This window comes from Clostridium sp. AF12-41 (assembly GCF_003461685.1).
Lineage (GTDB): Bacteria > Bacillota > Clostridia > Lachnospirales > Lachnospiraceae > Otoolea > Otoolea fessa.
In genome coordinates this window covers 40,530-55,129 of the sequence record NZ_QTXO01000005.1, presented here as the reverse complement: position 1 = coordinate 55,129, position 14,600 = coordinate 40,530, and the positions used below count along the sequence as shown (strand labels likewise).

The window sequence follows — 14,600 nt, the reverse complement described above, 5'->3', positions numbered from 1 at the left end:
CTCTATGGAATAAAACGGCAACTGGGTTTTTGTTTTACTGTTTACAGTCTGCCCGAATTAGTTTAAAATAAAAGGAAACAGGCAATTCTGCTTTGAATGAAAACGGGCAGGATTGTGGATAAGAAACAGAAAGCGAGGACAATTTTCATGAGTCAGAAGCCAGTTCTGGTGATCATGGCGGCTGGTATGGGCAGCCGGTACGGCGGTTTGAAGCAGATTGATCCGGTCGATCGGGAAGGAGATCTGATCATCGATTTTTCGATCTTCGACGCAGTCGAGGCTGGATTCGAAAAGGTCGTATTTATTATCAAGAAATCGATTGAGAAAGAGTTTAAGGAACATATTGGAAACCGCATGGAAAAGCACGTGCAGGTGGAGTATGTGTATCAGGAAAATGACCGTCTTCCGGATGGGTTTGAGGTTCCGGAGGGACGCGTCAAACCGTGGGGAACCGGTCATGCGATTCTCTGCTGCAGCGAGGTGATCGACGGACCGTTTGCGGTGATCAACGCGGATGATTACTATGGAAAATCGGCGTTCAAGGCGATCTATGATCGTCTGGCATCCTGCGGTGATGATGACAAATATCAGTATGCGATGGTTGCCTATCATCTCTACAACACATTGACGGAAAACGGGCATGTGGCGCGCGGCGTCTGTACGGTGGATGCGGATGGACATCTGGCGGATATCCACGAGAGAACGCGCATCGAGAAGCACGGCGATCAGGCGGAATATACCGAGGATGACGGCGCAACCTGGGAGCAGCTGGGGGAGGATACGCTTGTATCGATGAACCTCTGGGGCTTTACTTCCAGCATCTTAAAGGAGTTAAAGGCGCGCTTTGTTCCATTTTTGGAGAAAAACCTGTCGGTAAATCCACTCAAATGTGAGTATTTCCTCCCGTTTGTGGTGGATGAACTTCTGAAAGAGGGGAAAGCCGAGGTGACCGTGTTAAAGAGCGTGGACCGCTGGTACGGCGTGACCTACAAGGAAGATAAGAAGATGGTGACAGACGCGATCCAGGGGATGAAGGACGGCGGTCTGTATCCGAAAAAACTTTGGGAAGAGTAAGAATGAAGAGATAGGTATTAGGAAGGAAAAATGGGTATGAGCAAGTTGATGAAAAGCCTGCCGTTTCGGCTGGTGCTGGGTGTAGCGATCGGTATTATTGCCGGTCTTATAGCAAATGAAAGTTTTATGAATCTCGTTGTGACGCTGAATTATATTTTTGGGCAGATTATTTCGTTCTGTGTACCGCTGATCGTCATCGGATTTATTGCCCCGTCGATCACGAAGCTTGGAAAGAATGCCTCCAGATTGCTTGGAGTAGCGCTGATTCTGGCGTATACATCGTCTCTTGGCGCGGCGCTGTTTTCGATGGCAGCCGGATATACGCTGATTCCGCATATGTCGATTCAGTCGGCAGTCGATGGACTGCGCAGTCTGCCGGAGGTTGTCTTTAAATTGGACATTCCGCCGATCATGGGCGTCATGAGTGCGCTGGTATTTTCCGTTATGATTGGTCTGGCAGCGACCTGGACCAAGGCGGTGACGGTAACGAAACTTTTAGACGAGTTCCAGAAGATCGTTCTGGAGATTGTACAGAAGATTGTCATTCCGATTCTTCCGGTTTACATCGCATTTACGTTCTGTTCCCTGGCATATGAGGGAACCATCACAAAACAGGCTCCGATCTTCATTTCGGTTATCCTGATTGTTATGGCAGGTCACTATATCTGGATGGCGCTGCTGTATACACTGGCTGGTATTTACTCTGGCCGTGACCCGAGAGGCGTTATCAAGCATTATGGTCCGGCATATCTGACGGCAGTCGGTACGATGTCTTCTGCGGCGACCCTGGCAGTGGCGCTCAGCTGTGCCAAAAAGGCAGAGCCGCTTCGTGACGATATGGTTGATTTCGGTATTCCGCTGTTTGCGAATATCCATCTGTGCGGTTCGGTTCTGACTGAGGTATTCTTTGTCATGACGGTATCCAAGATTTTGTACGGTGCCCTCCCGGATATGATGACGATGGTTCTGTTCTGTGTTCTTTTAGGCGTATTTGCCGTAGGTGCACCGGGTGTTCCGGGCGGTACGGTTATGGCGTCTCTGGGACTGATCACCGGTGTCCTCGGTTTCGATGCGACCGGAACGGCGCTGATGCTGACGATCTTTGCGCTTCAGGACAGTTTTGGTACTGCCTGCAACGTAACGGGTGATGGTGCGCTGACCCTGATGCTGACGGGATATGTGGAGAAACATGGGATTAAACATCAGGATTTACACGTAGATTTATAAAAATGAGAGAGGTGGGGCAGGCAGCAGCCGCCCCGAAACTGCTCTGCATCCACAGACCAGTTTCGGAGCGGCTGCCACCTGCCTGCTGTCTTTTTATGTATCGGAAAAACCTTATTTGATAAAAAGGAGAAATAGAATGAAAAAAATGATTTCCTGGAACGTAAACGGCTTGCGGGCGTGTGTGGGAAAGGGATTTCTGGATGTATTTCATGAGCTGGATGCGGATATTTTCTGTATTCAGGAGAGCAAGCTGCAGGAAGGGCAGATTGATCTGGAGCTTCCGGGGTATTATCAGTATTGGAGCTATGCGGAGAAGAAGGGGTATTCGGGAACGGCGTTGTTTTCGAAGGAGGAGCCGCTTAGCGTGAGCTATGGTCTTGGCATTGAGAAGCACGATCATGAAGGGCGCGTCATTACGGCGGAGTACCCGGATTATTATGTGGTGACCTGCTATACGCCGAACTCCCAGAATGAGTTGGCGAGACTTCCGTACCGGATGCAGTGGGAGGATGATTTCCGCCAGTTTTTGAAGAAGCTGGAGGAGAAAAAGCCGGTTATTTTCTGTGGGGATCTGAATGTGGCACACACGGAGATTGACCTGAAAAATCCAAAGACGAACCGGAAAAATGCCGGATTTACGGATGAGGAGAGAAGCAAGTTTACGGAGCTTCTGGACTCTGGATATATCGACACGTACCGCTATTTTTACCCGGATAAAGAGGGCGTTTATTCCTGGTGGTCGTACCGGTTTAAGGCACGCGAGAAGAATGCTGGGTGGCGGATTGATTATTTCTGTGTTTCCAAGAGCCTGAAGGACCGGCTGGCGGGCACACAGATTCATACGGAGATACTGGGTTCGGATCACTGCCCGGTAGAATTACAGATAAAGGATCGGGATGAGACATGAATTTACTGACAGCAGAACATCTGAAAAAATCATATACGGAACGGCTGCTTTTTGATGACGTGGCATTTTCCATCGGTGAAGGTGATAAGATTGGTCTCATCGGCATCAACGGAACCGGAAAATCTACTCTTCTAAAGATTGTAGCCGGTCTGGAAGAGCCGGATGAGGGTACGGTGGTAAAGGGACGAAATCTCTATATCCGTTATCTGCCTCAGAATCCGGAGTTTGAAGCGGGACGGACCGTCTTAGACTGCGTGATCCGGGAAAATATGGCGCATGAGCACGCCTGGGATCTCGAGGGCGATGCGAAATCCATGCTGAATAAGCTTGGAATCACCGATTATAGTGCCAAGGTGGAGACACTTTCGGGCGGACAGAGAAAGCGCGTTGCGCTCGCAGCGGTGCTGTTATCGACGGCGGATCTGTTGATTTTAGACGAGCCGACGAACCATCTGGACAGTGCGATGGCGGACTGGCTGGAAGAGTACCTGAAAAAATTCCGCGGCGCGCTTCTGATGATCACGCACGACCGGTATTTCCTTGATAACGTGACGAACCGCATCGTCGAACTGGACAAGGGAAAGCTGTACAGTTATCAGTCCGGCTATGAGGGCTATCTGGAATTAAAGGCAGAGCGCGAGGCGATGGCGGTGAGCTCGGAGCAGAAACGCCAGAATATCCTGCGGACGGAGCTGGCGTGGATCCGGCGCGGCGCACAGGCACGCAGCACGAAGCAGAAAGGGCGTATTCAGCGCTTCGAGGCGTTGAGTGCGGTGGAAGCTCCGAAAGTAGATGGAAATGTGGAGATGAGCTCGATTTCCAGCCGTCTCGGACGGACCACGGTCGAGGCACACCATCTTCATAAGGCGTATGGTGACCGCCTCCTGATCGATGATTTTTCCTATATCTTCTTGAAGGATGACCGCATCGGCATCATCGGACCGAACGGCAGCGGCAAATCGACGCTGATGAAAATGATTACCGGCTGGGTGAAACCGGATTCGGGCGAGACGATCATCGGCCAGACCGTAAAAATGGGTTATTTTTCACAGGAAAACGAAGATATGGATCAGTCGATGCGCGTGATCGACTACATTAAAAATGTGGCAGAGTACGTGCGGACGGCGGACGGGCTGGTATCGGCATCCCAGATGTTGGAACGGTTCCTGTTCCCGTCCCATATGCAGTACACGCTGATCGGCAAGCTATCGGGCGGCGAGCGGCGCAGACTCTATCTGCTCCATATCCTGATGGGCGCGCCAAACGTCCTTCTGCTCGACGAGCCGACCAACGACCTGGATATCGGCACGCTGACGATTCTGGAGGATTATCTTGATCATTTCCAGGGGATCGTGATTACGGTATCGCATGACCGGTATTTCCTTGACCGCGTAGTGCGCCGGATCTTCGCCTTTGAGGGCGGCGGCGCGATCCGTCGGTATGAGGGCGGCTATACCGACTATCAGGCAGCCTGTGGGGAACGCATAGCGGCAGAGATGGAGGAATCCGGTCAGGAACACGGCAGAGGCCAGAAGACCGGAGGCGCTTCTGGTGCGGGAACGTCAGATGCAGCGGAGACGGCAAAGGATAAAAACCGCGGTCGCCAGCGCGAGAAAAAGCTCAAATTCAGCTATATGGAGCAGAAAGAGTGGGAGACGATCGAGGATGATATCGCGGCGCTGGAAGAGGCAATCGCGGATCTGGAGCAGCAGATGCAGGACTCTGCCCGCGATTATACGGCTCTGAACGGCATCATAAAGGAAAAAGAGGAAAAAGAAGCTCTTTTGGAAGAAAAGATGGACCGCTGGATGTATCTGAACGATCTGGCGGAAAAAATAGAAGCGCAGGCAGCTGCTCACAAGTAGGCACTTTTGGAACCGAAAGTGCCGTATGAAAACGTGGAGGTGGCGGATTTTGCCGATTTGGAATGCGAAGCATCGGCAAAATCCTGTTACAGTCTGCATATGTGTGGACTGTAACAGGCGCAGGCAGCTGCTCACAAGTAGGCACTTTTGGAACCGAAAGTGCCGTATGAAAACGTGGAGGTGGCGGATTTTGCCGATTTGGAATGCGAAGCATCGGCAAAATCCTGTTACAGTCTGCATATGTGTGGACTGTAACAGGCGCAGGCAGCTGCTCACAAGTAGGCACTTTTGGAACCGAAAGTGCCGTATGAAAACGTGGAGGTGGCGGATTTTGCCGATTTGGAATGCGAAGCATCGGCAAAATCCTGTTACAGTCTGCATATGTGTGGACTGTAACAGGCGCAGGCAGCTGCTCACAAGTAGGCACTTTTGGAACCGAAAGTGCCGTATGAAAACGTGGAGGTGGCGGATTTTGCCGATTTGGAATGCGAAGCATCGGCAAAATCCTGTTACAGTCTGCATATGTGTGGACTGTAACAGGCGCAGGCGGCTGCTCACAAATAGGCACTTTTGGAACCGAAAGTGCCGTATGAAAACGTGGAGGGGATACAGGTGAAAGCAGAAAAAATCGTGAGACAGAAGATAAGAACCCCTGATTTTACACCGGGAATCAAGCGGACAGAGACGGGAATGCACTTGTGCGTCGAGGCACCGGGGACATTCTGCCATCTGGCAATTTATGAGACAGGTAAAAAACAGGGTGTTCGGATCCCATTTTCCCCGGAAGAACGGGTGGGGGATCTCTGGATGATGGAGCTTGCGGGCGATGATTTTTCGGGACTGGAATACACGATCGAGACCGAGCAGGGGGAGCTGCCGGATCCGTGCGGGCGTATCTATACAGGACATGAGCGCTGGGGCGATCTAAAAGCTGCGCTCCGTCCGATGCGCTGCCGTTTTCCGGAAGAAACGTATGACTGGGAAATGGATCAGCCGCTGAAACATCCATATGATGAGACGATCCTGTACCGCCTGCATGTGCGCGGATTTACCCGTCATACTTCTTCTGGCGTCGGGGAGCGGGGAACGTTCCGTGCGCTGACGGAGAAAATTCCCTATTTAAAGGAATTGGGTATCACAGCAGTTGAATTAATGATGCCGAATGAATTTCAGGAAGTGATGATGGAGGATGGGGCAGACGGGAATCCATATGCGACCGGGGCACCGACCGGACGGCTCAATTACTGGGGCTATGGGGAGGGATACCTGTTCGCGCCGAAAGCTTCATATACATCTGGGAAAGAGAAAGAACCGGAGCGGGAATTTAAGGATCTGGTGAAGGAATTTCATAAAAATGATATTGAGGTGCTGGTTGAGCTTTATTTTACCGGGAAGGAGAGCGCGGCGCTGGCGCAGGAGGCAGTCCGTTTCTGGGTTTACGAGTACCATGTGGATGGCGTGCACCTGTCCGGGTTTGCGCCGGCCGAACTGCTGGCGTCGGATCCGCTGTTAGCTGATACGAAGCTATTAGCTGGTTCCTGGGATGGCGTGCGCGTGCCAAAAACGGCAGCGGCATCGAAGCTGCGGGAGCGCCGTTGGCATCTGGGCGAGTACAATGAGGGATTTTTGACCGATATGCGCCGGGTATTAAAGGGCGATGAGGATCAGGTCGGCCGTCTCATTTACCAGACACGCCGGAATCCGGACGCATATGGCGTGATCAACTATATGGCGGCGACAAATGGCTTTACGATGATGGATATGGTTTCCTGTGAGCAGAAGCACAACGAGGCGAACGGGGAGAATAACCGGGACGGAAACGATTATAATTATACGTGGAACTGCGGCATCGAGGGCACGACGCGGAAAAGGAAGATTGTGCAGATGCGGAAAAAACAGCTCCGCAACGCATTTCTGCTGCTCTTTTTGAGTCAGGGAACACCGATGTTTTTAGCGGGCGATGAGTTCGGCAATTCCCAGAACGGCAACAATAATGCTTACTGTCAGGACAATGAGATTTCCTGGCTCAACTGGCATCAGCTGGAGACAAACCGGGATATTTATGAATTTGTAAAATATATGATAGCGTTCCGCAAAGCGCATCCAGTGTTCCACCTGCCGATGGAGCCGAAAAATATTGATTACCTCGTCTGCGGACACCCGGACGTTTCCTACCACGGCGTCAAAACATGGTGCCCGGAGTTTGAAAACTTCCGCCGCCAGCTCGGTATTCTCTACTGCGGCGAGTACGGGCGGAGAGCGGACGGCACCAGCGATGACTATTTCTTTGTCGCCTACAATATGCACTGGGAGCCGCATGAATTTGATCTTCCGAAACTTCCGAAGGGAATGCAGTGGACTCTGTGCATCAACACAGACGACGCAGACAATAACGGAATCTGTCCGCCAGAAAGCCTGGAGGCAGGGCAGGAGCCGCAGGAAGAGCTTCGCCAGTATATGGTTCCGCCGCGGAGTATTCTGGTATTTCGCGGCTTTAAGCCAATTTCCGGTCCGGCATCCGAAAAGGATGGCAAAAAAGCCGGGAAAGTGGTAAAATCGGTAAAACGGCAGAATGTCAGAAAAGAACCGGCAAAGGAAGCGGAGACTGTGGTTGCGGCAGCGCGCGAACTGTAAGAACGGAATTGAAAGAGGATAAAGCAAGTTGAAAAAGAAACTTTTTAGAGGGCTGGCAGCCGCCCTGTGTGCTGCCATGATGGCAGGGAGCGCGGCGCTTCCGGCATATGCGGCGGGTCCGTCACGGGAATCGGTTCCCTATGCGGATTCCTATGCCTCCTATCAGTGGGCTTTTTTAAATACAGGTGAACTGCGTCTGGTGCCGAGCCATACGGCGGCGGTGGATGCAGCGATTGGGGCGATTACCGGCAGCCCGGCGCTCTCAGCAGATGGAACGGTTCGTTCTCTGGAAGGGATCGATATAAATATTGTCCCGGCATGGAAGAAATATGACGCGAAAAGTGAAAAACGTCAGGTGATTGTGGCGCTGATTGATACAGGGGTTGACATAACTCACCCGGAGCTTAGCGGTTCGATCTGGACGAATACGGGGGAAATCCCGGGCGATGGCATTGACAATGACGGAAATGGTTATATCGATGACGTTTACGGCTGGAATTTCTATGATAATAATGCCCAGGTATTTACCGGGGTGGATGACAATCATGGTACCCACTCGGCGGGCACGATCGCGGCGGCGAGAAATGGAGTCGGAACGGTTGGAATCTGCGATCCGGCGTATGTGAAGATCATGGTGATCAAGACGCTTGGAACATCGTCCGGTGTCGGAACCGTCAGCAACGTGGTTAAGGCGATCCGGTATGCGCAGGTGAACGGCGCGTCGATCTGCAATCTGAGCTTTGGCACGATGAAATATAGCGAGGAGCTGTATCAGGCGATCAAGGATTCGGGGATGCTGTTTATTGTGGCGGCTGGAAACGGTGACGCCTCCGGTAATGGCTACAGCATCGATGAGCAGCCGATGTACCCGGCAAGCTTTGAACTGGACAATATCATTTCCGTGGCAAACCTGCGCTTTGACGGTCAGCTCGACCGTGCGTCCAATTACGGGGTGAGAAGCGTGGATCTGGCAGCGCCGGGCAATTATATCCTGAGCACGATCACGGGCAATGACTATGCCTACATGAGCGGCACATCAATGGCGGCGCCGATGGTGACCGGAACGGCGGCGATGCTGTACTCCTGCGATGCGTCCCTGTCGCTTATGGATGTGAGAAACCGTATTCTGCAGTCGGCGCGGCCGCTTGAGAGTCTGTCCGGCAAAGTGGCAACCGGAGGTATGCTGGATGCCGGGGCGGCGATGCCGTAGATGAGAAAAACGAAAAGAAAGATTGTTAAAAAAATATTGAAATTCTCGTTTGTATGTGATACTATGACCGGGTGAGATAATTACTCCGCAGATTCACATGTTTATATGTATGAAGACGGAGTAATTACCATGATTTCTTCGGGGCAGGGCGAAATTCCCTACCGGCGGTATAGTCCGCGAACCGCGATGGCGGCCGATTCGGTGAGATTCCGAAACCGACAGTATAGTCTGGATGAGAGAAGAGGCAGGAGTCAGAGAGTGTACCGCTTGAGCGTAAGCAGGCTGGTGTACATCGGCTAAGTTGCGATTTATTATCCCAGGTCCCGAACAACCTGGGATTTTTTAGTTTTACAAATGCAGCTAGTCCGGCACTTGATTCATACTCCTCCTTCGGAGAAATGAGTTTTAAAACCGAAAGGAGATTTAAGATGAAGACAGGAAAATGGAGTATTCAAAAATTGATTTATACGGCGATGCTGGCAGCGGTTGCTGGCGTGCTGATGTCATTGGAATTTTCGGTTCCGATGATGCCGCCGTTTTATAAGGTGGATTTCAGTGATGTACCGTCTGTGATTGCCGTGTTTCTGATGGGACCGGTATCCGGTATCTGTGTAGAAGTCATCAAGCTGTTAATCAAGCTGATTACTGTCGGAACTAACACGATGTACGTCGGTGAGCTGGCCAACCTGATTGCGGCGTTCCTGTTCGTATGGCCGCTGTGGTTCCTCTATCAGAAGCTGGGCGCTAACCGTAAGGCAGCTGTAGAAGCACTTCTGATCAGTATCGTGATCCGCACCGCGTGTGCATGCTTTATCAATGCGAACATTACGCTTCCGTTATATGCGAAAGCGATGAGCCTGCCGCTGGATGAAGTGATCCGCATGGTAGCGTCGGTCAACCCGGCGATCAAAGACCTGAATGGATTTATCATCCTGGCGACGATCCCATTCAATGTATTGAAAGTGGGACTCAACTATATCGTTGGACAGCTTTTGTTTGTACGCCTGCGTGCGGCGAAGATTGTGCCGAAAGCAGTATAAAATGAAATAAGAGGAATGGTTTGACGGATTTGGCTGTTTGCTGTGAAACGGCAGAACCATTTCATAGAAAGGATTGTCGGGAAACCGCTGGGAAAGCTGCCTGGGGGAAGAATCCCGGACAATCCTTTTTGTTTGATGGAACGTGCAAAGACATATCTGTTTTTATAAGAGGAGGAGATACTATGATACGTAACTATAGAGATTTGACAAGATGGGAAATGGAGCAGGTGGACCGTGAGAACACGATTGTCCTGATTCCGCTCGGGGCGCTGGAACAGCATGGCAATCAGGCACCACTGGGAACGGATGATATTATCGCGGAGGCGATGAGTCAGGAGATCAAAAAGGCACTGGAGGCAGAGGGGGAAGAAGACTTCCCGATGCTGCTGTTTCCGGTGATTCCGGTGGGCTTAAGTACAGAGCATAAGAATTTCTGCGGTTCGGTCACAGTCCGGCCGGACACTTACTATCATCTCTTATATGATATATGCGTCAGCCTGGCGCATCACGGTTTTAAAAAGCTGGCTTTTTTGGTATGCCATGGTGGGAATGCGCCGATAGCGCAGGTTTTAAGCCGGGAACTTCGGAGTGAGCTGGGGATTGCACCGTTTATCCTTTCATCGGGGGCATTTGGTCATCCGGATGTAAAAGCAACGATTTCAAAGGGGAATATCTGGGATTTCCACGGTGGAGAGATGGAGACATCGATGGTAATGGCGGTCGATGAGAGTCTTGTGAAGCTGGAACTTTCGGAAGCGGGAGAGCCGACGGCGTTTGAGAAGACCCGCGCCCTGAAGCCATACGGTCCGGTTTCGATCGGCTGGGTGTCGGAGGATTGGAAAACAAAAGACGGATCGCCGATTGGAATTGGAGGAGATCCGTCTGGTGCAAGCGCCGAGAAGGGGCGAATTATATTAGAGACGAGTGCGCGGGAACTGGTCCCGGGGCTGTTAGATATCCGGGATTGGAATGAATAGGAATCAAACTTAAAAATGGGGTGTCTATGTCATCCGAATACCAGTGTTATTTACCAGATTCCCAGCGTCCGGATGCACCGCATGGTAATACCAGTCCGGTGCGGGTAACCGGAAGTCCCAGCTCGTCCGATTTCACTGTGCCGCCGTGGGTGGAGGCAACTTCGGTTGAGAGCATATAGGTCAGGACGGACGGCGCCAGCCCGGTGGTGTAGGAGTTGATGAGGAAGAAGAGCGGGTTGTCCGATAACAGTTTCGTACAGAGCTGCACGAACGGGTAAATCGAAGTTTCGATCTTCCAGATCTCGCCTTTCGGTCCGCGGCCGTAGGACGGCGGGTCCATGATGATTCCGTCGTAATGGTTGCCGCGGCGGATCTCACGCTCAACAAATTTCACACAGTCATCGACGATCCAGCGGATGGGTGCATTTTCCAGCCCGGAGGAACGGGAGTTTTCCTTCGCCCAGGCTACCATGCCCTTGGAGGCGTCCACATGGGTCACGCTGGCGCCGGCTGCGGCTGCCGCCAGGGTAGCGCCGCCTGTGTAGGCAAAGAGGTTTAAAACCTTGATTGGGCGTCCGGCATTGCGGATGCGGTCACCGAACCAGTCCCAGTTTGCCGCCTGCTCCGGGAAGAGACCTGTGTGCTTGAAGCTGAACGGTTTTAAGTTAAAGGTCAGTTCTTTGTAATGGATCGACCACTGCTCCGGCAGGTCGAAAAATTCCCATTCGCCGCCGCCCTTGGAGCTTCTGTGGTAGTGTCCGTTCATCTTTTTCCAGCCGCGGTGTGTCTTGGGGGTGTTCCAGATAACCTGCGGGTCCGGGCGAACCAGAAGATAGTCGCCCCACCGCTCCAGTTTCTCTCCTTCGGAGCAGTCAATCACTTCATAATCGTTCCATCCATCTGCAATCCACATAAAATTTTATCCTTTCAAAAAAATGAGGCGCAAACCCCGGAAAAGGGTATCTGCCGCCTTTATAATCGGTGTTATCCATAAGCCATTTCCATCCAAATGGCATAAATGGTTACTGTTCCCGGGTAGGCACTTTTGGAACCGAAAGTGCCGTAAGAAAACGTGGTGACAGCAGGAATTTGCCGTATTTAAATGCGAAGCCACGGCAAATTCCGTTACTGGGCACGATGCGTGCACAGTAACCATAAACGCAGTCTGTCTGACCGGAAAAACGGTTCAGTTGAAATGCATACCTAATTATATCGGTCATTGATTGGCGTGTCAAACCTTTTGAACGGCTTCCTGCCAAAAAAAAGTAAATAAATTGAAAGATAAATCTCCTTGAAGATTCCTACATCTCCTGTTAAAATGTATATTAGGTAAAAGATAGATTGCACGTATCTGGAACAAAACAAGGCGTTATAAGCATCTGATGCAGTCTCCACACGACGGGAAGTGTGCGAATGCGCAGCAGGTGGGAGAATAGACGTTATCAATCGTGAACTGGGAGGGCTTGTATATGAAGAAACAGAAACTGGCAGTCTGCGTCCTTTCCGCAGCGCTGATGATAGGGGCGGCGACCCTGACATCTTACGCGGCAGAAGGCTGGCAGCAGTCTGGAAACAGCTGGATATATGTGGACAACAATGGCAACAAGGTGACGAATACCTGGAAGAAGGGAGCAGACAATCTCTGGCGCTATCTCGATTCCCAGGGCAACATCGCGTCGAACTGCTGGGTGGACGACGAATACTTTGTCGAGAGTACCGGCATCATGGCGACTGACAAGTGGCTGAAACTGCCGAAGCGCAATCCGGCATGGAACGAGACTTCCGCTACGACGGTCTGGTACTATTTCTCCACCAGCGGAAAGATGGTATCCGACGGCTGGTCCAAGATCGGAGGCAAGTACTATTACTTCGACGGTGATGGAGCGATGCAGACGGGCTGGGTGGATGATGACACCTACTACACGAATGCAGATGGTGTCATGCAGATCGGCTGGGCATATCTGGAAGATCCGGATGATACCAAAAAGGACGATGATGAAGTGAAACCCGGCGACGACGATGAGGATCATCATTGGTACTACTTTCAGAGTTCAGGAAAGAAATATGTGCCTTCTTTAGGCGGTGCTAAATATAAACAGTATAAGATTGACGGAACCTACTACTGCTTCGACGAAAACGGAGCGATGCAGACCGGCTGGGTCGATATGGGAAATTCCTCTGGATTTGCAAATTACCGTTATTATCAGAGCAACGGTCAGGTACAGACTGGCTGGCTCTCCACGACTCCGCCGGAGGATGATGATTACAATCTGGATCTCGGCAGCGATGTACAGTGGTATTATTTTTCAAGCAACGGCGAGCCGAAGGTGGGTCCGAAGATTTCTGACGCTTCGACGAGCAACCTGGTTCGCATCAACAATATTACCTACTTATTTAATGAGAAGGGCAACCCGGTCTATGGTCTGAGACGTCTGGAGGTAGGAACGAGCGGTCAGTATGCCTGCTATTTCTTCGGCGCGGACAAGGCGACCAGCTCAGTCGTAAAAGGCAAGGGAAATGTAGTAGAGGGCGACGGAACGACCGGACAGTTCTATTTCGCTGACAGCGGCAACAAGGCTGGACGCGGCTACTCAGGTGTGGAGGATGGATTCCTGTACTACATGGGTAAGCTTCAGAAGGCAGACAGCGGTACCAAGTATGAAGTCATTGAAGTCAATGACAAAAACTATCTGGTAACGACGAGCGGCAAGGTAGTGAAATCCAGCACCGTGAAGGATGCGAACGGCACAAAGTTTAAGACAAGCTCTGCGGGTGTTGTCACAGAGGTGGACGGCACAAACGACGATGGCAGCGACGAGGCTAGAACCCCGGTGGAACCGACGTATTGGGAGGATTAATTAAAAAAGCTGGGAGTCTTCTCGAATGAGATAAAATTTCTGCATGGAAATATATTCTTGTGGATAAACAGGAGTTTCTTCTATATAAAAGGTGTAATTACCCACCGGAAGAAGAAACTCCTGTTTTTTCTTGAAAAATATAGATTTTTTCTTAAAAAAACACTTGCATTTCCCAGAAAGCTGTGTTATTATAACGAAGCTGTGGCATGATAGCGATGAAACGAGAGGTTGCTGCTTATGATAAGCAGGTTATTCCGCGGAGCGAATGTCAAGTTAGGAAACTGGCGACAAGTCACTGTACAAGAATAGAGTATCCTGAAGACAAATGACGGATTTGGTGTGTGGACTGCGAGGACACACACGGGTATGTGTACAGTCACCGCTTGTCGTGCTTAATAGTACGAAAAGGAGGCGACTTTTTTTATGGCAAGTCAAGTAATGAGAATCACACTGAAAGCTTATGATCATCAGCTGGTAGACACATCCGCTGCAAAAATCATTGAGACTGTAAAGAAAAACGGATCAAAGGTGAGTGGACCGGTGCCGCTGCCAACTAAGAAAGAGGTAGTAACCATTCTGCGAGCAGTTCATAAGTACAAAGATTCCAGAGAGCAGTTCGAGCAGAGAACTCATAAGAGACTCATCGATATCATTGCTCCGAGCCAGAAGACAGTTGATGCACTGCAGAGACTGGAAATGCCGGCTGGCGTGTCCATCAACGTAAAGATGAAAAACAAATAATTAAGAATCCTATACTAGTTTAGATAGAGACATCTGGACAGTTCTAGGATGAACGCGGGAGTTTGAC

11 protein-coding genes and 1 riboswitch are annotated in these 14,600 nt (G+C 50.9%); of the genes, 10 read left to right on the top strand and 1 reads right to left on the bottom strand.

Annotated elements, in window-relative coordinates; genetic code table 11:
- Window positions 1–147 precede the first annotated feature (147 nt).
- From DWV73_RS09240 to DWV73_RS09205, 8 genes are all read left to right on the top strand, one after another.
- Window positions 148–1,074 carry a sugar phosphate nucleotidyltransferase gene (locus DWV73_RS09240; protein WP_107001017.1) on the top strand — a complete coding sequence of 309 codons (927 nt, stop codon included), beginning with the start codon at window positions 148–150 and terminating at the stop codon, window positions 1,072–1,074.
- A gap of 36 nt (window positions 1,075–1,110) precedes the next feature.
- A complete protein-coding gene (locus DWV73_RS09235; RefSeq protein WP_117796583.1) occupies window positions 1,111–2,301 on the top strand; it encodes a dicarboxylate/amino acid:cation symporter in 1,191 nt (396 codons plus the stop codon).
- 136 nt (window positions 2,302–2,437) lie between these two features.
- The gene (locus tag DWV73_RS09230; RefSeq protein ID WP_022360584.1) at window positions 2,438–3,208 is read left to right on the top strand and encodes an exodeoxyribonuclease III; all 771 of its coding nucleotides are present in this window, start codon (window positions 2,438–2,440) and stop codon (window positions 3,206–3,208) included.
- Window positions 3,205–5,073, top strand: a complete 1,869-nt coding sequence (locus DWV73_RS09225) for an ABC-F family ATP-binding cassette domain-containing protein (RefSeq protein ID WP_117796501.1) — start codon at window positions 3,205–3,207, stop codon at window positions 5,071–5,073. The genes DWV73_RS09230 and DWV73_RS09225 overlap by 4 nt, the downstream gene beginning before the upstream one ends.
- Before the next feature lie 630 nt (window positions 5,074–5,703).
- A complete protein-coding gene (locus tag DWV73_RS09220; RefSeq protein WP_242995782.1) occupies window positions 5,704–7,707 on the top strand; it encodes an alpha amylase C-terminal domain-containing protein in 2,004 nt (667 codons plus the stop codon).
- Window positions 7,708–7,735: 28 nt separating this feature from the next.
- Window positions 7,736–8,917, top strand: a complete 1,182-nt coding sequence (locus DWV73_RS09215) for a S8 family peptidase (RefSeq protein WP_242995781.1) — start codon at window positions 7,736–7,738, stop codon at window positions 8,915–8,917.
- A 130-nt stretch (window positions 8,918–9,047) separates the two neighbouring features.
- Window positions 9,048–9,165, top strand: a riboswitch (FMN riboswitch).
- Between the two features lie 180 nt (window positions 9,166–9,345).
- Complete coding sequence (locus DWV73_RS09210; protein ID WP_117796500.1) at window positions 9,346–9,957, top strand: ECF transporter S component; 612 nt, start codon at window positions 9,346–9,348, stop codon at window positions 9,955–9,957.
- 182 nt (window positions 9,958–10,139) lie between these two features.
- Window positions 10,140–10,934 carry a creatininase family protein gene (locus DWV73_RS09205; protein ID WP_107000797.1) on the top strand — a complete coding sequence of 265 codons (795 nt, stop codon included), beginning with the start codon at window positions 10,140–10,142 and terminating at the stop codon, window positions 10,932–10,934.
- Window positions 10,935–10,980: 46 nt separating this feature from the next.
- Here the strand turns inward: DWV73_RS09205 and DWV73_RS09200 are convergent, their stop codons facing one another.
- Window positions 10,981–11,847: a class I SAM-dependent methyltransferase gene (locus DWV73_RS09200; protein ID WP_117796499.1), complete on the bottom strand. Its 867-nt coding sequence runs from the start codon at window positions 11,845–11,847 to the stop codon at window positions 10,981–10,983.
- A 556-nt stretch (window positions 11,848–12,403) separates the two neighbouring features.
- Here DWV73_RS09200 and DWV73_RS09195 point away from each other — a divergent pair.
- Together DWV73_RS09195 and rpsJ are read left to right on the top strand one after the other, a co-directional pair.
- Window positions 12,404–13,792, top strand: coding sequence for a cell wall-binding protein (locus DWV73_RS09195; RefSeq protein WP_117796498.1), 1,389 nt, complete (start codon window positions 12,404–12,406; stop codon window positions 13,790–13,792).
- A 423-nt stretch (window positions 13,793–14,215) separates the two neighbouring features.
- The gene (rpsJ, locus tag DWV73_RS09190) at window positions 14,216–14,533 is read left to right on the top strand and encodes a 30S ribosomal protein S10 (protein WP_022360576.1); all 318 of its coding nucleotides are present in this window, start codon (window positions 14,216–14,218) and stop codon (window positions 14,531–14,533) included.
- Window positions 14,534–14,600 lie beyond the last annotated feature (67 nt).